Here is a 21423-nt window from a genome sequence, read left to right on the forward strand (position 1 = left end):
AGGTTCATACATATGTCACGTCAAACACCGTCCCTCTCATTTGAAGTTTTCCCTCCAAACCCAGAAGTAGGCAATGACAAAATTATTGCAGCCCTGAAAGACATGCAGGGCTTGGCACCACACTTCATCAGTGTGACTGCTAGTAATAATAAATTTAATATCAAAGAGACGACGGTTCGTTTGGCAGACTATATCCAAAATGACTTGGAGATCCCAACCATTGCTCACTTGCCAGCTATCTATTTGACTAAGGATAAGGTGGCTGAGACCATTGCGGATTTGGATAAAGTTGGTGTTCAGAAAATCTTGGCTTTGCGTGGGGATATCATTCCAGGTGTTGAGCCACAGAAGGATTTCCGTTACGCCACAGACTTGATTGAGTTTATCACTGAGCAGGCGCCACATTTTGATATTATTGGAGCTTGTTACCCAGAAGGGCACCCGGATTCACCAAACCAAATCTCAGATATTCAAAATCTCAAGAGAAAAGTAGATGCAGGCTGTTCAAGTCTTGTCACTCAGTTATTCTTTGACAATGAGCGTTTCTACGATTTCCAAGACAAGTGTACCTTGGCAGGGATTGATGTTCCCATTCATGCAGGTATCATGCCAATCCTGAATCGTAACCAAGCTCTTCGTCTCTTGAAGACTTGTGAGAATATTCATCTCCCACGTAAATTTAAGGCTATCTTGGACAAGTATGAGAATGACCCTGAGTCACTCAGAGCAGCAGGACTTGCCTATGCCGTAGACCAAATCGTGGACTTGGTAACGCAAGACGTAGCAGGCGTGCATCTCTACACCATGAACAACGCAGACACTGCTCAGTACATCCACCAAGCAACCCATGCCTTGTTCAATCATCAACCTTAAAATAATCAAAAGCAAACCATTCTTCTTTTCATAGCAGAATGGTTCCTTTTTTATAGAAAAGACCGTACTTTTTGACAAAAATATGATAAAATAGACTCTGTACGTACTTGATACAAAGATGAGGGTATTTAGGTTATAAAGGTTTTTTAATAGTCAATTATTTTTTAATCAAAATCTGATAATTGGTGTCTATAAAAAATACGAACGAAGTGAGTGTAAAAAGATTCATAATTGAATTTTGGCCTCATTTCTTAGGAAAAAAGATAAGCTTCCTAGCACTCATCGAGTGCGGCGTCACCTTCCTATTTTTCTACAGAAATGTTCGGCAGGCCGAACCGTCCAAAATATCTTGATTTTTGTAGGCAAGGCGTATAATATTAACAATCCAAAGGGGATTAAAATGACAAAACATGTGTTTCAAACGACTTTTGCGGGTCGTGAGTTGATCGTAGAGACTGGTCAGGTTGCTAAGCAAGCAAATGGCTCTGTTGTCGTGCGTTATGGTGAGTCAACTGTCTTGACTGCTGCCGTCATGTCTAAGAAAATGGCAACTGGTGATTTCTTCCCACTTCAAGTCAACTACGAAGAAAAAATGTATGCGGCTGGGAAATTTCCTGGTGGCTTTATGAAACGTGAAGGACGTCCTTCTACTGATGCGACCTTGACAGCGCGTTTGATCGACCGTCCAATCCGTCCGATGTTTGCGGAAGGTTTCCGTAATGAAGTGCAAGTCATCAATACGGTTCTTTCTTACGATGAAAATGCATCTGCACCTATGGCAGCCATGTTTGGTTCATCATTGGCACTTTCTATCTCAGATATTCCGTTTGACGGACCTATCGCTGGGGTACAAGTAGGTTATGTGGATGGCCAAATCATCATCAACCCAACACAAGAACAAGCAGAGCAATCGCTTCTTGAATTGACAGTAGCAGGTACTAAACACGCCATCAACATGGTAGAGTCTGGTGCCAAAGAATTGTCAGAAGAAATCATGTTGGAAGCTCTTCTCAAAGGACATGAAGCTGTTAAAGAATTGATTGCCTTCCAAGAAGAAATAGTTGCGGCAGTTGGTAAAGAAAAAGCAGAAGTAGAATTGCTTCATGTAGATGCTGAATTGCAAGCTGAAATCATCGCAGCCTACAACAGCGACCTTCAAAAAGCAGTCCAAGTAGAAGAAAAATTGGCGCGTGAAGCTGCAACTCAAGCAGTGAAAGACCAAGTCACAGCAGTTTACGAAGAAAAATATGCAGACCACGAAGAATTTGACCGTATCATGCGTGATGTGGCTGAAATTTTGGAACAAATGGAACACGCAGAAGTGCGCCGTTTGATCACAGAAGACAAGGTTCGTCCTGATGGTCGTAAGGTCGATGAAATCCGTCCTTTGGATGCGGTTGTTGACTTCGTTCCCCGTGTGCACGGTTCAGGTCTCTTTACTCGTGGACAGACTCAGGCTCTTTCTATCTTGACTTTGGCGCCAATGGGTGAAACGCAAATCATCGATGGTTTGGATCCAGAGTACAAGAAACGCTTTATGCACCACTATAACTTCCCTCAATACTCTGTAGGGGAAACTGGACGTTACGGTGCACCTGGTCGTCGTGAAATTGGTCACGGTGCTCTTGGGGAGCGTGCTCTTGCTCAAGTATTGCCAAGCTTGGAAGAATTCCCATACGCGATTCGTTTGGTAGCAGAAGTCTTGGAATCAAACGGTTCTTCATCTCAAGCATCTATCTGTGCTGGCACTCTTGCCCTTATGGCTGGTGGTGTGCCAATCAAGGCGCCAGTAGCAGGGATTGCTATGGGTCTCATCTCAGATGGTAACAACTATACAGTATTGACAGATATCCAAGGTTTGGAAGACCACTTTGGAGATATGGACTTTAAGGTTGCAGGTACTCGCGACGGGATTACAGCCCTTCAGATGGATATCAAGATCCAAGGGATTACTGCAGAAATCTTGACGGAAGCTCTTGCTCAAGCCAAGAAAGCTCGTTTTGAAATCCTTGATGTGATCGAAGCAACTATTCCAGAAGTTCGTCCAGAATTGGCTCCAACTGCACCGAAAATTGATACCATCAAGATTGATGTGGACAAGATTAAGATTGTCATCGGTAAGGGTGGAGAAACCATCGATAAGATCATCGCTGAAACAGGCGTTAAGATTGACATCGACGAAGAAGGTAACGTATCTATCTACTCTAGCGACCAAGATGCTATCAACCGTGCTAAAGAAATCATTGCTGGTTTGGTTCGTGAAGCTAAAGTGGACGAAGTCTACCATGCCAAAGTTGTTCGTATCGAGAAATTTGGTGCCTTTGTCAACCTCTTTGACAAGACAGATGCCCTCGTACACATCTCTGAAATGGCTTGGACTCGTACTAATAATGTAGAAGATTTAGTTCAAATTGGTGATTTTGTAGATGTGAAGGTTATTAAGATTGATGAAAAAGGTCGTGTAGATGCTTCTATGAAGGCACTCTTGCCACGTCCTCCAAAACCTGAACGTTCAGAAGAAAAAGGGGATAAAGGTCATCGTCATGGCGATCGTCCTCGTCACCACCACAAGGACCACAAACCTAAGAAAGAAACTACAGAAACACCAAAAGACTCAGAATAAGAAAGGAGAAATGTATGGGATGGTGGCGTGAAACCATTGATATCGTAAAAGAAAATGATCCAGCGGCTCGCACTACCTTGGAAGTCTTGCTGACCTATCCGGGTGTCAAAGCCTTGGCTGCTCACCGTCTCTCTCATTTTCTCTGGAAACATGGCTTTAAGCTTTTAGCTCGTATGCACAGCCAGTTTTGGCGTTTTTGGACGCAGATAGAGATTCACCCTGGAGCTCAGATTGAATCAGGTGTCTTTATTGACCATGGATCAGGACTTGTGATTGGGGAAACAGCTATCGTTGAAAAAGGTGTTCTTCTCTACCATGGGGTTACTCTGGGTGGGACAGGTAAGGATAGTGGCAAACGCCATCCGACCGTTCGTAAAGGAGCTCTCATCTCTGCTCATGCCCAAGTCATCGGACCTGTAGAAATCGGTGAAAATGCCAAAGTCGGTGCCGCTGCTGTCGTTGTGGCAGATGTTCCTAGTGATGTGACGGTTGTCGGCATTCCTGCTAAGATTGTTCGTGTTCACGGGCAAAAGGATGAACCAACCATTCACGAAGTCGAAGAAAAACGTGAATACTACGTCAATAAACTTGAGCATGCTAGAGAAGCCAGTCACAGGTCGTCTGGTTTGTAATGAGAAGTGACTCTTTAATTAGGAGGTTAGGTCGATGCTATTAGAAGAATTTGAAAATGTACCTGCTGTTATCGAGCCAACTGATCGAAGCCTCCTTAGTGGTGGAGAAATCTGTGATACGATTATTTTATCTTTTAATGGAGAAATCGTTGAACGAGTAAAGCAGTTTGAAGATGTTTACGAAGGTGGCTATCTAACCAATCTAAATGGTAGATTTCCATGGTATATCTATGAAAAAGATGGGAGTAAGGTAGCAGTTGCTATAGCTACGATTGGAGCCCCGATGGTTGTTGGACTCTTAGAAGAACTCAAAGCAAGAGGATTTAAGAACTTTATTGTTTTGGGTTCTTGCGGAGTTCTAGATCAGTCTATTCAGGCAGATAAGATTATCCTACCAAGTTCAGCTCTACGTGATGAAGGTACAAGTTATCATTACGCTCCTGCAAGTGATGAAATAGCTTATGATGAAACTCTACTCTTAACCATAGAAGAAGCTTTAAACAAATCTGATATTGAGCACATTCGAACAAAGGCTTGGACCACAGATGCTTTCTATCGTGAAACAGCTGATAAGGTCAAACGTAGACTAGCAGCAGGTGCGACTGTTGTAGATATGGAAGCCTCAGCAATCATGGCTTGGGCACAATTTCGACAAGCAAAAGTTTATCAATTTTTTTATACAGCTGATTATGTTGACCATCATAATCATGAGTGGGATGCAAGATACGAAGAAAGAAAAGCAGATGCTATGACTTTCTTTGAGATAGCATTAGTAATTGCTAGAGAGTTGGATTGAAACGACTCTTTACGATAAACAAGATACAGAAAGGAGTCAGTGAGTGATTAAAATCTATGACACCATGTCTCGTGATTTGCGAGAATTTGTCCCAATCGAGGACGGCAAGGTTAAGATGTATGTCTGTGGGCCAACTGTATACAACTACATTCACGTAGGGAATGCCCGTTCGACAGTAGCCTTCGATACCATTCGTCGCTACTTTGAGTATCGTGGCTATGAGGTTGCCTATATTTCTAACTTCACGGATGTGGATGATAAGATTATCAACCGTGCTAAGGAAGAAGGTATCACACCTCAAGAAGTAGCGGACAAGTATATCGCTGCCTTTCGTGAGGACGTGACGGCTCTTGGTGTGAAGCCTGCGACTCGTCATCCTCGTGTAGTCGAGTTTATGGCTGATATCATCCGCTTTGTCTCTGACCTGATTGAAAAAGGCTATGCCTATGAGAGTCAAGGGGATGTCTACTTCCGTGTGGAAAAATCCCACAACTATGCTAAGTTAGCCAATAAAACCCTAGAAGACTTGGAGTTAGGTGCTTCAGGTCGGACAGACGAAGAAACAGCTCGAAAGGAAAATCCGGTAGATTTTGCTCTTTGGAAAGCAGCCAAACCAGGTGAGATTTCTTGGGACAGTCCTTGGGGTCCTGGTCGTCCAGGCTGGCATATCGAGTGTTCGGTTATGTCAACGGAGATTTTGGGTGATACTATCGATATTCACGGTGGTGGAGCTGACCTTGAGTTTCCACACCACACCAACGAAATTGCCCAGTCAGAAGCCAAGACAGGTAAGACCTTTGCCAACTACTGGATGCACAATGGTTTTGTCAACATTGACAATGTCAAGATGTCCAAGTCTTTGGGTAACTTTATTACGGTACACGATGCCCTCGAAACGATCGACGGCCAAGTGCTTCGTTTCTTCTTTGCGACTCAGCATTACCGCAAACCTATCAACTTTACGGAAAAGGCTGTGCGTGATGCCGAGACCAATCTCAAGTATCTGAAGAACACTTATGAGCAACCATTTACTGGAACTGTAGATGCAGAGGAGTTGCAAGCTTTTAAAGATAAGTTCGTAGCTGCAATGGATGAGGATTTCAATACAGCAAATGGTATCACAGTCGTCTTTGAAATGGCCAAGTGGATCAACTCAGGCAACTATGATGCAGCGGTTAAGGAAGCTCTTGCGGCTATGTTAGAGGTCTTTGGTATTGTCTTTGTCGAGGAAGTTTTGGATGAAGAGATTGAAGCTTTGATTCAAAAACGTCAAGAAGCGCGTGCTAATCGCGACTTTGCGACGGCTGACCAAATCCGTGACCAGCTAGCTGCTCAAGGGATTAAACTACTTGATACCAAGGATGGAGTGAGGTGGACACGTGATTGATGTCAATCTCATTAACGGGATTGCGCTAGCCTTTGAAGGAGATGCAGTTTACTCTATGTATATTCGTCGCCATCTCATTCTCAAAGGCATGACCAAACCCAATAAACTCCACCAAGAGGCAACCAAGTATGTATCGGCTAAGGCTCAGGCCCGCTTGATTTCCCTTATGTTAGAAGAAGAAGTTCTAACGGAAAAGGAAGAAGAAATCTATAAACGAGGCCGCAACACCAATAGTCATACCAAGGCCAAGAATGCAGATGTAGTGACCTACCGTATGTCGACTGGTTTTGAAGCGGTCATGGGTTATCTCCATATGACCGAAAATATGGAACGCCTCGAAACCTTGATTTCTTGGTGTATCCAAAAAGTGGAGGGCTAGGAAATGATTGCAAAAGAATTACTAGACTGGTTTCCACAAGCTCAAATCGTAGACCAACCAGTCGATAAGGAAGGCTATCTGACGCTTCCAGTATCCGCAAATCAGTGGGTTTTACTGGAAGAAGCTGGACTTAGTGAACGTGAGAAACAGTTGGTGGCTCTCTTAACCCAGCAGGAACAAACCATCTCTCTCAATCCATGGTATAGCTATTTGATTGAAGGCAAGGGACAAGCACCGCAGAGCTTTAAAAAGCTACAAGTTGTCTATTGTCACCTTTCTTATTACCAACAGGAAAACCTGACTTCTTGGTTGTATATGATGAGAACCCTCTTTCCTAATTGCGAGACAGTGCTTCAGGTGGGAGCTCAGGATTACCTATTTGTTCTCCAACAGGACAAATACACTTCTGTTCGCTCTATCTTGATGGATACCTTGGAAGCAGTAGAATACGATTTTGGGGTTCGCTTATCCATCATGCTGGGGCAGGTTTGGTCGCAAACAGGAAATCAGAGTTTGACAGATCTCATCAAAGCAGAACGTGACTTGTTCAAAAACTGGTGGCGACAAGGACACCAAGGATTCCACACGTTTTCACAGCTCTACCTTTGGAGTATGGGTGAACAAATGGTGGATCTTGGTTTGATCAAAGATTATCTACACCAGATGATTTTGGATCAGGATCAAATTCAAGAAATCATTCTCTCCTTATGGGAAAATAGTGCAGTTCTAACTAAAACAGCTCAGCAACTGTATTTGCACCGCAATTCTCTTCAATACAAGATTGATAAATGGGAAGAGTTGACAGGGCTTCAGTTGAAAGAATTGACAGATTTGACCTTGTGTTATCAATTGATTTTACCAGATATTATATAAAGTTTTGTGCAAGTTGCACAGAACTTTTTTATTTTTTTGGTCACCTTGCCATAGAAATGTAAAGCGTTTTCATTTATAATAAATCTATCAAAAATTAAAGGAGTTCACCGAAATGGTAGAATTAAATCTTAAAAACATTTACAAAAAATATCCAAACAGCGAACACTACTCAGTTGAAGACTTCAACTTGGACATCAAAGACAAAGAATTTATCGTTTTCGTAGGACCTTCAGGATGTGGTAAATCAACTACTCTCCGTATGATTGCAGGTCTTGAAGATATCACAGAAGGTACTGCATCTATCGATGGCGTTGTTGTCAATGACGTAGCTCCAAAAGACCGTGACATCGCCATGGTATTCCAAAACTACGCTCTTTACCCACACATGACTGTATACGATAACATGGCTTTCGGTTTGAAATTGCGTAAATACAGCAAAGAAGACATCGACAAACGTGTACAAGAAGCAGCAGAAATTCTTGGTTTGAAAGAATTCTTGGATCGTAAACCAGCTGACCTTTCAGGTGGTCAACGTCAACGTGTTGCCATGGGTCGTGCGATCGTCCGTGATGCAAAAGTATTCTTGATGGACGAACCTTTGTCAAACTTGGATGCAAAACTTCGTGTATCTATGCGTGCTGAAATCGCTAAAATCCACCGTCGTATCGGAGCTACAACTATCTACGTAACTCACGACCAAACAGAAGCGATGACACTTGCAGACCGTATCGTTATCATGTCAGCTACTAAAAACCCTGCTGGTACTGGTACTATCGGACGTGTTGAACAAATCGGTACTCCTCAAGAAGTTTACAAAAACCCAGTTAACAAATTCGTAGCAGGATTCATCGGAAGCCCAGCTATGAACTTCATCAACGTAAAATTGATCGGTGACCACATCGTTGGTGACGCCTTTAACTTGAAAGTTCCAGAAGGTGCTTTGAAAGTTCTTCGCGATAAAGGTTACGAAGGTAAAGAATTGATCTTCGGTATCCGTCCAGAAGACGTGAACGCAGAACCTGCTTTCCTTGAAACATTCCCAGAATCAGTTGTTAAAGCAACGATCTCTGTATCAGAATTGCTTGGTTCAGAATCTCACCTATACTGCCAAGTTGGTAAAGATGAATTCGTTGCTAAGGTTGACGCACGTGACTACTTGCAAGCTGGTGCTACAGTTGAACTTGGATTTGACTTGAACAAAGCTCACTTCTTTGACGTAGAAACTGAAAAGACAGTTTACTAAGATAGATTTGAATCAATCAACACTACTAGAGTTTCTCTAGTAGTGTTTTTTAGACTTCAGCAAAGTCTTATGGAATAGGCTTTTCTAGTTTTCTTATTGATCAAAAAGTGTTAAAATGGTAGGAAGAACTGGAGAGTATGCATGCCAAAAGAAGTAATTTATTCTGGCGATGAAGTCGTCGCTTTAACGCAAAAATATTTATCGAAAGAAGATGTGGCTTTTGTCCATAAGGCCTTGGTTTATGCTGTAGAGTGCCACAGTGGCCAATATCGTAAATCAGGCGAGCCTTACATTATCCACCCTATCCAGGTAGCAGGTATCTTGGCTAAGCTCAAGCTGGACGCTGTCACTGTTGCCTGTGGTTTTTTGCATGACGTGGTAGAAGACACAGATGCTACTTTGGATGACTTAGAGCGTGAGTTTGGACATGATGTTCGAGTAATTGTAGATGGGGTTACTAAGCTTGGTAAGGTTGAATACAAGTCATTTGAAGAGCAGTTGGCTGAAAACCACCGCAAGATGCTCATGGCTATGTCTGAGGATATCCGTGTTATCTTGGTCAAACTTTCTGACCGTCTGCACAATATGCGCACCCTCAAGCATCTTCGTAAGGACAAGCAAGAACGTATTTCCCGAGAAACCATGGAAATCTACGCACCACTTGCTCACCGTCTGGGGATTTCAAGTGTTAAGTGGGAACTAGAAGACCTTTCCTTCCGTTATCTAAATCCGACAGAGTTTTACAAGATAACTCATATGATGAAGGAGAAACGTCAAGAACGTGAAGCCTTGGTCGATGAAGTTGTGACGAAACTCGAGGAGTATTCATCTGAGCGCAACCTGACAGGAAAAATCTATGGTCGTCCAAAGCATATCTACTCTATTTACCGTAAGATGCAGGACAAGAAAAAACGCTTTGAGGAAATCTATGACTTGATTGCTATTCGCTGTATCTTGGATACTCAGAGTGATGTCTATGCTATGTTGGGCTATGTCCATGAGCTATGGAAACCAATGCCAGGTCGTTTCAAGGACTACATTGCCAATCGTAAGGCCAATGGGTACCAGTCTATCCATACGACTGTTTATGGACCAAAAGGGCCGATTGAGTTCCAGATTCGTACCAAGGAAATGCACGAGGTTGCTGAGTACGGAGTTGCGGCTCACTGGGCCTACAAAAAAGGAATCAAGGGTCAAGTTAATAGCAAGGAATCTGCTATTGGAATGAACTGGATCAAGGAGATGATGGAACTCCAAGACCAGGCGGATGATGCCAAGGAATTTGTAGATACTGTCAAAGAAAACTATCTGGCTGAGGAGATTTATGTCTTTACTCCAGATGGAGCGGTTCGTTCTCTGCCAAAGGATTCTGGACCGATTGACTTTGCCTATGAGATTCATACCAAGATCGGGGAAAAAGCAACTGGTGCCAAGGTTAATGGACGTATGGTTCCTTTGACTACCAAGCTGAAAACGGGTGACCAGGTTGAAATCATCACCAATCCAAATTCATTTGGACCAAGTCGTGACTGGCTCAACATGGTTAAGACCAGCAAGGCCCGTAACAAAATTCGTCAGTTCTTTAAAAACCAGGATAAAGAATTGTCCATCAATAAAGGCCGTGAAATGCTGATTAGTCAGCTTCAAGAAAACGGCTATGTGGCCAATAAATTTATGGACAAGCGTCACATGGATGAAGTCCTTCAAAAAACCAGCTACAAGACAGAAGAAGCTCTCTTTGCTGCGATTGGTTTTGGAGAAATCGGAGCCATTACCGTCTTTAACCGTTTGACGGAGAAGGAACGTCGTGAAGAAGAACGTGCAAAAGCCAAGGCAGAAGCAGAAGAACTGGTCAAGGGTGGCGAAGTCAAGGTTGAAAACAAGGAAACTCTAAAGGTTAAGCATGAAGGTGGCGTTGTCATCGAGGGTGCCTCTGGTCTCTTGGTACGGATTGCCAAATGTTGTAATCCTGTTCCAGGTGATGATATCGTTGGCTATATTACCAAAGGTCGTGGTGTTGCCATCCATCGTGTGGACTGTATGAACCTTCGTTCACAGGAAAACTACGAGCAACGTCTACTCGATGTTGAGTGGGAAGACCAATTCTCAACCAAGGAATATATGGCTCATATCGACATCTATGGACTCAACCGTTCTGGTCTTTTGAATGATATCTTGCAAGTCCTATCCAATACAACTAAGAATATCTCAACAGTTAACGCCCAGCCAACCAAGGATATGAAATTTGCTAATATCCATGTATCCTTTGGAATTTCAAATCTTTCAACGTTAACTACTGTAGTTGATAAGATTAAGAGTGTACCAGAAGTCTACTCAGTCAAACGGACCAATGGTTAAGTTGGCGTGATATAGTTAGAAAGGATTTCTATGAAAATCATCGTTCAGCGCGTCAAGGAAGCTCAGGTTTCTATTGAGGGGCAGATTCATGGTCAAATCAAACAAGGGCTCTTGCTCTTAGTGGGGGTTGGACCTGAGGATCAGAAAGAGGATTTGGAGTATGCAGTCAGAAAACTGGTCAATATGCGGATCTTTTCAGATGACGAAGGCAAGATGAACCTATCTGTCAAGGATATCCAAGGAGAAATACTCTCCATCTCTCAATTCACTCTGTTTGCCGATACAAAGAAGGGCAATCGACCAGCATTTACAGGTGCTGCCAAACCTGATATGGCTGAGGCCTTCTATCAAGACTTTAACCAGGAACTAGCCAAAGAGGTTCCTGTTGAAACAGGTATCTTTGGAGCAGATATGCAGGTAGAACTGGTCAATGATGGGCCGGTAACTATCATCCTTGATACAAAAAATAGATAAGAAAAACCAAGCTTGTTAGCTTGGTTTTTTTGTGACGTATTTAGTTCATCTTTTCAACATAGAGCTGTTTGGCGATTTCTAGACTTACCAAGAGTTCTTCGTTCTTATGAATCAAAGTAAAGGTGTTAGAAAAGTCATCAAACTGTTGAACTTGGAGTTTGTCTCCGATATTGATGGCATGTTTTTCCAGATATTTTAGGAGATCAAAACTATCGTGAACCCGAGTCAGGAGATAGGTTCCAGCTTCTTTGGTTTCTGATAGTGGTAGGTTGTTGATTTCAACCAAAAGCTCTCCTTTAGCAGGAATGGTACCACCGTGAGGGCAAGTTTTTGGGAAACCTAGCATACTTTCTAATCTCTCTACAAAAAAGTCTGAAACGGTATGTTCTAATACTTCAGCTTCCTCATGAATTTGGTCACTGGTATAGTCTAGATGGTGGACCAGAAAAACCTCAATCAGACGATGTTTACGATAAAGTTCTGATACAAGTGTTAGCCCAATATCGGTTAGCAAGTATCCTTTCTTCTTATCTTTTAAGATGAGATTTTCAGACTGCATACGCTTAATCATTTCAGTTACAGCTGGAGGAGATACCTGCATCCGAGCAGCAATTTCCTTGTTGGTAATCTTAGGAACATCCATGCCAATCTCATAAATACATTTTAAGTAGTCTTCTTTATTTGGTGTCATTCGCATTTCCTTGTTTATTATCTCCATCTAGTATACCAAAAAAGAGGCTGGGACAAAAGTCCTAGCCTCTCAATTGTCTTTGGATTGTCGAGCAAGACGCAGTGGTTGAGTGGACTCTACTACACTGATTTCATCAGCTTTTACAGCCCTACTCAACTGTGCGGAGGTGGGATGACGAAATCGAATTCTAAAGAATTACCGATTTCCGTCCCACTCTCTATTGCTACAAGAGCTGGACTTAGTTGAGTTCTTTTGCAGCTGCAATGGCGGCTTCAAAGTCTGGCTCGCTGTTGATATTGTCTACGTATTCGACGTAGCGGATGGTATTATCGGCATCGAGAACAAAAACTGCGCGTGCAAGCAGATGCCATTCATTGATTAAGAGGGCGTAATCGCGTCCAAAGGAATGGTCGAAGTAGTCTGAAAGCATGATGGCATTCTCAATTCCCTCTGCACCACACCAGCGTTTTTGTGCAAATGGAAGGTCCATAGATACCGTTAGGACAACAGTGTTGTCTAAGCTAGCCAATTCTTGGTTAAAGCGACGAGTCTGAAGCGAGCAGATGCCTGTATCGATAGAAGGGATGACACTCAAGATCTTTTTCTTGCCTTCAAAGTCAGCCAGTGTTTTTTTAGAGAGGTCAGTCGTTGTGAGAGAGAAATCAAGTGCTTTATCTCCTACTTGTAGTTGTTTTCCTGTAAACGTAACAGGGTTTCCAAGGAATGTAGTCATAAGCTACTCCAATCTTTTTTCTTTCATTTTACATTAAACGTTCAGACTCTTCCAATAATTTGACCGAAATTTAAATAGACAAAAAACGCCAATTCATGGTGACTGACGTTTTTTAAAATGATTATTTAGACAAACCTTCAGAAATCTTGTCAAGGTTGTATTTCATCATGTTGTAGTAGCTGTCACCTTCTTTACCTTCTTCAGCAATTGAGTCAGTAAAGATTTGTGCGTAGATTGGGATATTTGTGTCTTTAGAAACAGTCTTCATTGGACGATCATCGACACTGGATTCAACAAATAGTGATGGAACCTTCATTTGGCGAAGTTTTTCAACCAAAGTCTTGATTTGGTCAGGTGTTCCTTCTTCTTCAGTATTGATTTCCCAGATGTAAGCACTTGGGACACCGTAAGCTTTAGAGAAGTATTTAAAACATCCTTCGCTGGTTACGATGAGTTTCTTGTCCGCATCAATAGCGTTAAATTTCTCTTTGGCTTCCTTGTCAAGCTTGTCTAGTTTTTCAGTGTATTCTTTGAGATTCTTTTCGTAGAATTCCTTGTTGTTAGGGTCTTTAGCGATGAGTTGCTTAGCAATGTTTTGCGCATAAATAATCCCGTTTTCTAAGTTGAGCCAAGCATGTGGGTCTTCTTTCCCTTTTTCATTTTCCCCTTCTAGGTAGATGACATCAACGCCTTCACTAACTGCAAAGTAGTCTTTGTTTTCAGTTTTCTTAGCATTCTCAACTAATTTTGTAAACCAGGCATTTCCACCTGTTTCAAGGTTGATACCATTGTAGAAAATTAAGTCGGCTTGCGACGTTTTCTTGACGTCTTCTGGTAGTGGCTCGTACTCGTGTGGATCTTGTCCTACAGGCACGATACTATGAAGATCAATCTTGTCTCCTGCGATATTTTTAGTAATATCAGCGATGATAGAGTTAGTTGCTACAACCTTTAGTTTTTGGTTTGTAGATGCTGTGTCTTTTTTTCCAGTAGAACATGCTACAAGAGCAATTACGGAAAGAAAGAGAACCAGCAATGCACCTATTTTTTTCATTAGATTCCTCCAGAGGGGCTTCCCTCGTTATTGTTTGATTTTTTTATTTTTCAGCTTCAGATAACGTTGTTTTGGTGCGATAAAGAAACTGATGAGAAAGAAACTTGCAGATGTCAGCACGATACTTGAACCTGCAGCCAGGTTAAAGCTATAACCGATAAAAAGTCCCAAGACAGAAGCTAGAGCTCCCAAGCCTGATGAAAGAAAAATCATGGTCTTTAGACTATTGGCGTAAAGATAAGCTGTCGCGGCTGGAGTAATCAGCATGGCTACGATAAGGATGGTTCCGACACTTTGCATAGCAGTCACTGACACCAAAGTCAAGAGTATCATGAGTAGATAGTGGTAGAAATTAACTGGCATGCCCATAGCTTTGGCTAGGAGTTCATCAAAGGATGTAATCAAGAGTTGCTTGAAGAAAATCCCGATAATCAATAGAATGAGAGCTCCCATACCGATGGTAATATACATGTCTATGTCTTGCACAGCTAAGATATTCCCAAAGAGAATATGGAAGAGGTCAGTCGAGCTTTTAGCCACACTAATCAAGATAATGCCCAGAGCCAATAAAGATGAAAAGGTAATCCCAATGGCAGTGTCACTCTTGATAATAGAGTTCCCCTTGATGTAGGTGATGATGACAGAGGCAAGCAGTCCAAAGATGATAGCACCAATAAAGAAGTCAATTCCTAAAATAAAAGAAAGAGCTACACCAGGTAAGACAGCGTGCGAGATAGCATCTCCCATAAGGGACATCCCACGGAGAATGATAAAGCATCCGACCGCTCCAGCAACAATACCAATCACAACAGCTGTAATCAAGGCATTTTGGAGAAAGTGGAAGTTCTGCAATCCATCTATAAATTCTGCAATCATAGGTCACCTCCATTGAAAAAGAGTCGGTCACCATAAGCTTGTTTGAGATTGGCTTGGGTGAAGGTCTCCTTTGTTGGACCAAAGGCAATTAGCTCCTTGTTGAGAAGGAGTACCTGGTCAAAATAATGGGCAACCTTGCCGAGGTCATGGTGAACGATAAGGACAGTCTTGCCAGCCTTTTTAAGATCTCTCAGCGTGTTCATGATAATTTCTTCACTGACTGAGTCAATCCCAACAAAGGGCTCGTCTAAGAGAATATAATCAGCATCTTGAACTAGACAGCGGGCAATCAAGACACGCTGGAATTGGCCACCAGAGAGTTGACTAATCTGACGATCTGCGTAGTCAGAAAGTCCAACAATTTCTAGTGCTTCAGCCACCTTTTGCCAGTGGTTTGCTTTTAAAGTGTGAAAGAGTGGAATGGATGGATAGAGTCCCAGAGAGACACATTCTTTTACCTTGATAGGGAAGTTGTAGTCGATATGAATTTTTTGCTCGACATAGGCAACTTTCTTAAGAGATTTTTTCATTTCTTTATCTTCGATAAAAGCATGTCCTTCATGTGGGATAATGCCCAGCATACCTTTTAATAATGTTGATTTCCCGGCGCCGTTTGGACCAATAATTCCGGTAATCGTTGGTCCTTGGAGCACTAGTGAAATATCCTTAAGTGCCAACGTTTCTTTGTAGGAGACACTGAGGTTTTCGATACGTATCATACAGTTGTATTCCTCCTGGATTTTAATATACCTTAATTTTATTTTTAAGTCAAGTTAATTTTGGTAAAAATTTAAAATATTAATGATGAAATCGATCAGTAAGAGACGGCATTTTTAATTGCATTCCCCAGGGATTTTTGCTAAGCTAAGAATAAGTGAAATTAGGAAAGCGAGAACAAGATGACACGTTATCAAGATGATTTTTATGATGCCATAAATGGTGAGTGGGAAAAGACTGCTGTTATTCCAGCAGATAAATCGAGAACAGGTGGTTTTATCGACCTTGACGAAGAAATTGAAGAGTTGATGCTAACGACGACGGACAAGTGGTTGGCAGGAGAAGATGTGCCAGAAGATGCCATCTTAGCAAACTTTGTCAAGTACCACAGCATGGTGAGAGATTTCGATAAGCGAGAAGCAGATGGAATTGAGCCAGTCCTTCCTTTATTGAAGGAATACCAGAATTTAGAAAGTTTTGCGGATTTCGCAAGTAAACTAGCAGAGTTTGAATTAGCTGGTAAACCAAACTTTCTTCCATTTGGAGTATCACCAGACTTTATGGATGCTAGAACCAATGTTCTCTGGGCTAGTGCTCCAGGAACTATCTTGCCTGATACAACCTACTATGCGGAAGACCATCCTCAGCGTGAGGAATTATTGAACTTTTGGAAAGAAAGTACTTCTAATCTCCTCAAAGCCTATAACTTCTCAGATGAAGAAATCGAAGATCTTTTAGAGAAACGATTGGAATTGGACCGTCGTATCGCAGCTGTAGTCCTCTCTAATGAAGAAAGTTCAGAATATGCCAAACTTTACCATCCTTATTCTTATGAAGATTTCAAAAAGTTTGCCCCTGCCCTACCTCTCGATGACTTCTTCCAAGTTGTGATTGGACAAACTCCAGATAAGGTTATCGTAGATGAAGAACGTTTCTGGCAAGCAGCAGAGCAATTCTATAGTGAAGAAGCTTGGCCTTTACTCAAGGCAAGCTTGATCTTGAGTGTGGTCAATCTTTCAACAAGCTATTTGACAGATGAGATTCGCATTTTGTCAGGTGCTTATGGCCGTGCCCTTTCAGGAGTTCCAGAAGCCCAAGACAAGCGCAAGGCTGCTTACCACTTAGCTCAAGGACCTTTTAAACAAGCTCTCGGCCTTTGGTATGCCCACGAAAAATTCTCTCCAGAAGCTAAGGCGGACGTAGAGAAAAAAGTGGCGACCATGATTGACGTTTATAAGGAACGTTTGGCTAAAAATGACTGGCTGACTCCTGAAACTCGAGAAAAAGCCATCGTCAAACTCAATGTCATCAAGCCTTATATCGGTTATCCAGAAGAACTGCCAGCTCGCTATAAGGATAAGGTAGTGGATGAATCTGCTAGCCTCTTTGAGAATGCCCTAGCCTTTGCGCGTGTAGAAATCAAGCACAGTTGGAGCAAGTGGAACCAGCCAGTTGACTACAAGGAGTGGGGAATGCCTGCTCATATGGTTAATGCCTACTACAATCCACAAAAGAACTTGATTGTCTTTCCGGCTGCTATTTTACAGGCGCCATTCTATGACTTGCATCAGTCATCTTCTGCCAACTATGGTGGTATCGGAGCGGTTATCGCCCATGAAATTTCTCATGCCTTTGATACAAATGGGGCTTCCTTTGATGAAAATGGTAGTCTCAAGGACTGGTGGACAGAGAGTGACTATGCTGCCTTTAAAGAAAAAACTCAGAAGGTTATCGACCAGTTTGATGGCCAAGAATCTTACGGTGCAAGGATCAACGGAAAACTAACGGTATCAGAAAACGTTGCCGACCTAGGAGGAATTGCTGCAGCCCTTGAAGCTGCCAAGAGAGAACCAGACTTCTCAGCTGAAGAGTTCTTCCATAACTTTGCACGTATCTGGCGTATGAAAGGTCGCCCAGAGTTGATGAAACTCATGGCTAGCGTCGACGTACACGCGCCAGCTAAACTCCGTGTCAACGTCCAAGTGCCAAACTTTGACGACTTCTTTACAACCTATGATGTCAAAGAAGGCGACGGCATGTGGCGTTCACCAGAAGACCGTGTGATTATTTGGTAATCAAAAAACCAAGGATGATTGTCCTTGGTTTTTATGTTTTAGAAAAATGGATTGAAAGTTTTTTCGTGAGCGATGGTCGTAGCAGGACCATGTCCTGGATAGACATCGTAGTTTGGAAGGGTGAAGAGCTGGGTTTGGACACTATGAAGGAGTTGTTCCATACTACCAGTTGGCAAATCTGTCCGACCAATGGTTTCTCGGAAAAGGGCATCTCCCGTTAAGACCAAGTGTCCATCTGGGAAAACCAATGAAACTCCACCGATTGAGTGGCCCGGCGTTGGTAAGACTGTGAAGCGGAATTCCTCAATCTGGTATTCTTCATGAAAGACATAAGTGTGTTCAGCTGGTTTGCAGATGACATCCGCCATATCATCGTGTCGAGGGAGTCCTGAAAGGTTGTCAACAGGAGTATAGAGCCAAGAAGCTTCACTTTCTGCCACATAGACTGGAGGATTTCCATAAGTATCTCTGACCAAGTCCAGACTCAAGATGTGATCATAGTGAGTGTGGGTCAGAAGAATGGCACAGACCGGTTTGTTGATGGTTTCGATAGTCTTGCGAATGGCCTCCCAATGGCTACCAGGATCGACTACAATCAGGTGTTGCTCCCCTTCAAGATAATAAGTATTTTCATAGGCGACAGGATTCACAGTTTTATGGATTTTCATAGGATTTCCTCTTTCATAGATTTACAGTTTCTAGTATAACACAGAAGAATAAAATAAGGAATCAACAAAAGAGTCCCTCCATAAAGGAAGGGACTTTTAACTTTTTAAAAATGATTTTTCCAGGCTTGGAAGCGTGCATCCAGTAGGAGTTGTGTCAGGTTTTTTAAGATTTCGACTTGCTCGGGCTCTAGTGTCTGGGCTTGAGAAACAAGTTGTCGAACATGGTCGATAGCATTTCTAGAAGATAAATCATTGATGGAAGTGATTCCAGATTCTAGGATGGTTCCGAAAAAGAGATCAAAGTAGAGCTCTAGTTCTTCATCGGGAACACTATCCACCCATTCTTTAAGAGCGTCTTTGATTTGGAGACTTTCGCTACTAATTTCCTCTAGTTGGACAAAGTGGTGTCCTTCAGTTAGCCAGCTGAAAGTATTGTGTTGAGCGATTCCACCGAGAGCCGTAGATTTGACGACGATAGGAGTATCAGGCACTTCCAGCATCATTCCAATGACAGATCCCTGGGGTACATAACGATGGATTTTAGGAATAATGTCTTGGTAGCCAGTTGTTTCAGTCAGATGAGCCTGCAAACCAGGAGCATCATAGGTATAAACTGCTGAGATCTTTTCCTGTAATTCAGGCTGGATTTGACTAGCAGCAAAGACGGCTAGATTACCACCCTTAGAATGCCCAGCAACCATTACTTTTTGCTTTGGATATTGTTTAAAGAAATCTTCCAAGTATTCAAGAGCATGCTTTTGGGCAGGGATTTCCTTCATATAGGTCATATGGAAATCTTCCTTCCAGCCAATAATACTGTCGTCTGTGCCACGAAAGACAATCAGATAGGTATCTAGGTTCAGACGATAGGTCATAGCAGCGAATTGCTTTTGGAGTTCCTCATCAATATCGTTGACAAAGTTAGAGAGCTTGCAATTTCTAAAACGTTTGTGTTGGGCAAGCTGGTCTAAAAGTTGCAGACGTTCTTTATTGGTCAGCATGGTACTTTCTCGAGGGACACGTGTTGCGACATCGCTTAAACGATTGACAGGCTGGTCCAATAAGTTATCAAAAGGAAGATAAGTCAGCTCTGTCAAAGCAAGTACATCCAGTTCATTTAAGGGAAGATCATAAAAAGAATCGTATTGAACATCAGTTAGATAGTCAAAAATATTGGCCATGAGAATTCCTTTCTTAACTTTTATCATATCAGATTTGTATCAATTTCGCTAGTAGTCAGAAGAATTTTGCTATAATATAAAAAAAGGAGGAGCAGATGCATAAGATTTTACTAGTAGAAGATGATCCAGTAATCCGTCAGCAAGTTGGGAAAATGCTCTCTGAATGGGGTTTTGAAGTAGTCATGGTAGAAGACTTTATGGAAGTTCTGACGTTATTTGTTCAGTCTGAGCCTCATCTGGTCCTGATGGATATTGGATTGCCTCTCTTTAATGGTTATCATTGGTGTCAGGAAATTCGCAAGATTTCCAAAGTTCCTATTATGTTTTTGTCTTCAAGAGACCAGGCTATGGACATCGTGATGGCTATTAATATGGGAGCAGATGATTTTGTGACCAAGCCTTTTGACCAGCAGGTCCTTTTAGCCAAGGTACAAGGATTATTGCGCCGTTCCTATGAATTTGGAAGGGATGAAAGTCTTTTAGAATATGCAGGAGTTATCCTCAATACCAAGTCTATGGATGTGCATGTCAATGGCAAAGCTATCAGCCTAACCAAGAATGAATTTCAGATTTTGCGAGTTTTATTTGAGCATGCAGGAAATATCGTAGCGCGTGACGACTTGATGCGGGAACTCTGGAACAGTGACTTTTTTATCGATGACAATACCTTATCTGTTAATGTCGCTCGCTTGCGCAAGAAACTGGAGGAAGAAGGTTTGATTGGTTTTATCGAAACTAAGAAAGGGATAGGGTACGGATTGAAACATGCTTGAACTTAAAAGTTTTTTTCTAGCTTATATCCGTTCGCGTAGCCGTTTTTTTGCTTTTATTCTATCGCTTACAGGTTTGCTTTTTCTCTTTGAAATCTTGTTTGATAAGCAAGGGCCCTACTTTAACTATTTCTTCTTTCTATTTACATTTTTGACATTTTTGTTTTTGGTATTTGATTTCTTGATAGAATTGCAACGTTATCGTAAGGAATTGCTCTATGGCGAAAGAAAAGCTAAGTCACCAATGGAAGTCCTTCTAACTGAAAAATTAGAGAAAAGCGAATCTGAACTCTATCAAAAGAAATCAGATGCTGAAAACCGCTATAATGATTTGGTGGACTACTATACACTCTGGGTTCATCAGATAAAAACACCAATTGCAGCCAGTAAACTCCTAGTGAGTGAGGTGGAGGATCGCCAACTGAAGCAACAGTTGGAACAGGAAATTTTTAAGATTGATTCATATACCAACCTCGTTCTCCAATATCTACGCTTAGAAAGCTTCCATGATGATTTGGTTTTGAAGAAAGAAAATTTAGAAGATCTGGTCAAAGAAGTCATTCGTAAATATGCCATTTTCTTTATCCAGAAAGATCTAAGTATTAATCTGCATGACTTGGATAGAAGCATTGTTACAGACAAGAAATGGCTGTTGGTAGTCATTGAACAAATCCTGTCAAATAGCCTCAAGTACACAAATGCAGGTGGGGTTGAAATCTATATGGATGGTCAAGAACTTTGCATCAAAGATACTGGGATTGGCATTAAAAACAGTGATCGGTTGCGAGTCTTTGAACGTGGATTTTCAGGATATAATGGTCGAATGACCCAGCAGTCATCTGGACTTGGGCTCTATCTAACCCAGAAAATCAGCCAAGAATTAGGACATCAGATTCAAATAGAATCCGAACTTGGACAAGGAACAACGGTGAGGATTAAATTCTCTGAAGTGAATTTACTGATTGAATGAAAAGAATTGTGAAGAGGCTGGGACAAAAGTCCTAGCCTCTCAATTGTCTT

Annotated in this window: 20 protein-coding genes; 13 read left to right on the plus strand and 7 right to left on the minus strand. The window is 42.0% G+C overall.

The features are described from left to right. Positions 1-12: 12 nt before the first annotated feature. The 10 genes from metF (at position 13) to dtd (ending at position 11638) form a co-directional block, all read left to right on the plus strand. On the plus strand, positions 13-873 hold the full coding sequence (metF, locus tag AC3E9F_RS07535) for a methylenetetrahydrofolate reductase [NAD(P)H] (RefSeq protein WP_247912957.1): 861 nt from the start codon (positions 13-15) through the stop codon (positions 871-873). Between the two features lie 400 nt (positions 874-1273). After that, the gene (gene pnp / locus AC3E9F_RS07540) at positions 1274-3496 is read left to right on the plus strand and encodes a polyribonucleotide nucleotidyltransferase (protein WP_414290482.1); all 2223 of its coding nucleotides are present in this window, start codon (positions 1274-1276) and stop codon (positions 3494-3496) included. Positions 3497-3510: 14 nt separating this feature from the next. Next, a complete protein-coding gene (gene cysE, locus AC3E9F_RS07545; protein ID WP_263394511.1) occupies positions 3511-4128 on the plus strand; it encodes a serine O-acetyltransferase in 618 nt (205 codons plus the stop codon). Between the two features lie 34 nt (positions 4129-4162). After that, on the plus strand, positions 4163-4924 hold the full coding sequence (locus AC3E9F_RS07550) for a nucleoside phosphorylase (RefSeq protein ID WP_006152602.1): 762 nt from the start codon (positions 4163-4165) through the stop codon (positions 4922-4924). 43 nt (positions 4925-4967) lie between these two features. Beyond that, a complete protein-coding gene (gene cysS / locus AC3E9F_RS07555; protein ID WP_263394512.1) occupies positions 4968-6311 on the plus strand; it encodes a cysteine--tRNA ligase in 1344 nt (447 codons plus the stop codon). Next, complete coding sequence (locus AC3E9F_RS07560; RefSeq protein ID WP_263394513.1) at positions 6304-6690, plus strand: Mini-ribonuclease 3; 387 nt, start codon at positions 6304-6306, stop codon at positions 6688-6690. The genes cysS and AC3E9F_RS07560 overlap by 8 nt, the downstream gene beginning before the upstream one ends. A 3-nt stretch (positions 6691-6693) precedes the next feature. Next, positions 6694-7563, plus strand: a complete 870-nt coding sequence (locus tag AC3E9F_RS07565; RefSeq protein ID WP_263394514.1) for a PucR family transcriptional regulator — start codon at positions 6694-6696, stop codon at positions 7561-7563. 112 nt (positions 7564-7675) lie between these two features. After that, the gene (locus AC3E9F_RS07570; protein ID WP_004251267.1) at positions 7676-8806 is read left to right on the plus strand and encodes an ABC transporter ATP-binding protein; all 1131 of its coding nucleotides are present in this window, start codon (positions 7676-7678) and stop codon (positions 8804-8806) included. A 141-nt stretch (positions 8807-8947) separates the two neighbouring features. Beyond that, a complete protein-coding gene (locus tag AC3E9F_RS07575; RefSeq protein ID WP_263394515.1) occupies positions 8948-11164 on the plus strand; it encodes a RelA/SpoT family protein in 2217 nt (738 codons plus the stop codon). 30 nt (positions 11165-11194) lie between these two features. After that, the gene (gene dtd / locus AC3E9F_RS07580; RefSeq protein WP_263394516.1) at positions 11195-11638 is read left to right on the plus strand and encodes a D-aminoacyl-tRNA deacylase; all 444 of its coding nucleotides are present in this window, start codon (positions 11195-11197) and stop codon (positions 11636-11638) included. 40 nt (positions 11639-11678) lie between these two features. Here dtd and AC3E9F_RS07585 read toward each other — a convergent pair whose 3' ends face one another. The 5 genes from AC3E9F_RS07585 to AC3E9F_RS07605 form a co-directional block, all read right to left on the minus strand. Next, positions 11679-12329 carry a metal-dependent transcriptional regulator gene (locus AC3E9F_RS07585; RefSeq protein WP_006152601.1) on the minus strand — a complete coding sequence of 217 codons (651 nt, stop codon included), beginning with the start codon at positions 12327-12329 and terminating at the stop codon, positions 11679-11681. 238 nt (positions 12330-12567) lie between these two features. Further along, a complete protein-coding gene (tpx, locus tag AC3E9F_RS07590) occupies positions 12568-13062 on the minus strand; it encodes a thiol peroxidase (protein ID WP_049495462.1) in 495 nt (164 codons plus the stop codon). A 121-nt stretch (positions 13063-13183) separates the two neighbouring features. Further along, positions 13184-14116: a metal ABC transporter substrate-binding protein gene (locus AC3E9F_RS07595; protein ID WP_263394517.1), complete on the minus strand. Its 933-nt coding sequence runs from the start codon at positions 14114-14116 to the stop codon at positions 13184-13186. 27 nt (positions 14117-14143) lie between these two features. Next, positions 14144-14992 (minus strand): metal ABC transporter permease, encoded by an 849-nt coding sequence (locus AC3E9F_RS07600; protein ID WP_004251242.1) that lies wholly within the window; start codon positions 14990-14992, stop codon positions 14144-14146. Beyond that, positions 14989-15711, minus strand: coding sequence for a metal ABC transporter ATP-binding protein (locus AC3E9F_RS07605; protein ID WP_263394518.1), 723 nt, complete (start codon positions 15709-15711; stop codon positions 14989-14991). Before AC3E9F_RS07605 ends, AC3E9F_RS07600 begins: the two co-directional genes overlap by 4 nt. Before the next feature lie 180 nt (positions 15712-15891). Between AC3E9F_RS07605 and AC3E9F_RS07610 the strand changes: the two genes are divergently transcribed. Then, positions 15892-17784: a M13 family metallopeptidase gene (locus AC3E9F_RS07610; protein WP_490672973.1), complete on the plus strand. Its 1893-nt coding sequence runs from the start codon at positions 15892-15894 to the stop codon at positions 17782-17784. A gap of 38 nt (positions 17785-17822) precedes the next feature. On the opposite strand, the gene AC3E9F_RS07615 is transcribed toward AC3E9F_RS07610, so the two are convergent. Together AC3E9F_RS07615 and AC3E9F_RS07620 are read right to left on the minus strand one after the other, a co-directional pair. Further along, positions 17823-18452 carry an MBL fold metallo-hydrolase gene (locus AC3E9F_RS07615; RefSeq protein ID WP_490672974.1) on the minus strand — a complete coding sequence of 210 codons (630 nt, stop codon included), beginning with the start codon at positions 18450-18452 and terminating at the stop codon, positions 17823-17825. Between the two features lie 104 nt (positions 18453-18556). Further along, positions 18557-19633 carry a DUF2974 domain-containing protein gene (locus AC3E9F_RS07620; RefSeq protein WP_490672975.1) on the minus strand — a complete coding sequence of 359 codons (1077 nt, stop codon included), beginning with the start codon at positions 19631-19633 and terminating at the stop codon, positions 18557-18559. Between the two features lie 95 nt (positions 19634-19728). Here AC3E9F_RS07620 and AC3E9F_RS07625 point away from each other — a divergent pair, with 95 nt between their 5' ends. Together AC3E9F_RS07625 and AC3E9F_RS07630 are read left to right on the plus strand one after the other, a co-directional pair. After that, positions 19729-20406 (plus strand): response regulator transcription factor, encoded by a 678-nt coding sequence (locus AC3E9F_RS07625; RefSeq protein WP_000548968.1) that lies wholly within the window; start codon positions 19729-19731, stop codon positions 20404-20406. Next, on the plus strand, positions 20399-21373 hold the full coding sequence (locus tag AC3E9F_RS07630; RefSeq protein WP_263394521.1) for a sensor histidine kinase: 975 nt from the start codon (positions 20399-20401) through the stop codon (positions 21371-21373). Before AC3E9F_RS07625 ends, AC3E9F_RS07630 begins: the two co-directional genes overlap by 8 nt. Positions 21374-21423 lie beyond the last annotated feature (50 nt).

The sequence above is a fragment of the Streptococcus sp. SCPM-O-B-15277 (M60) genome, from assembly GCF_058200335.1.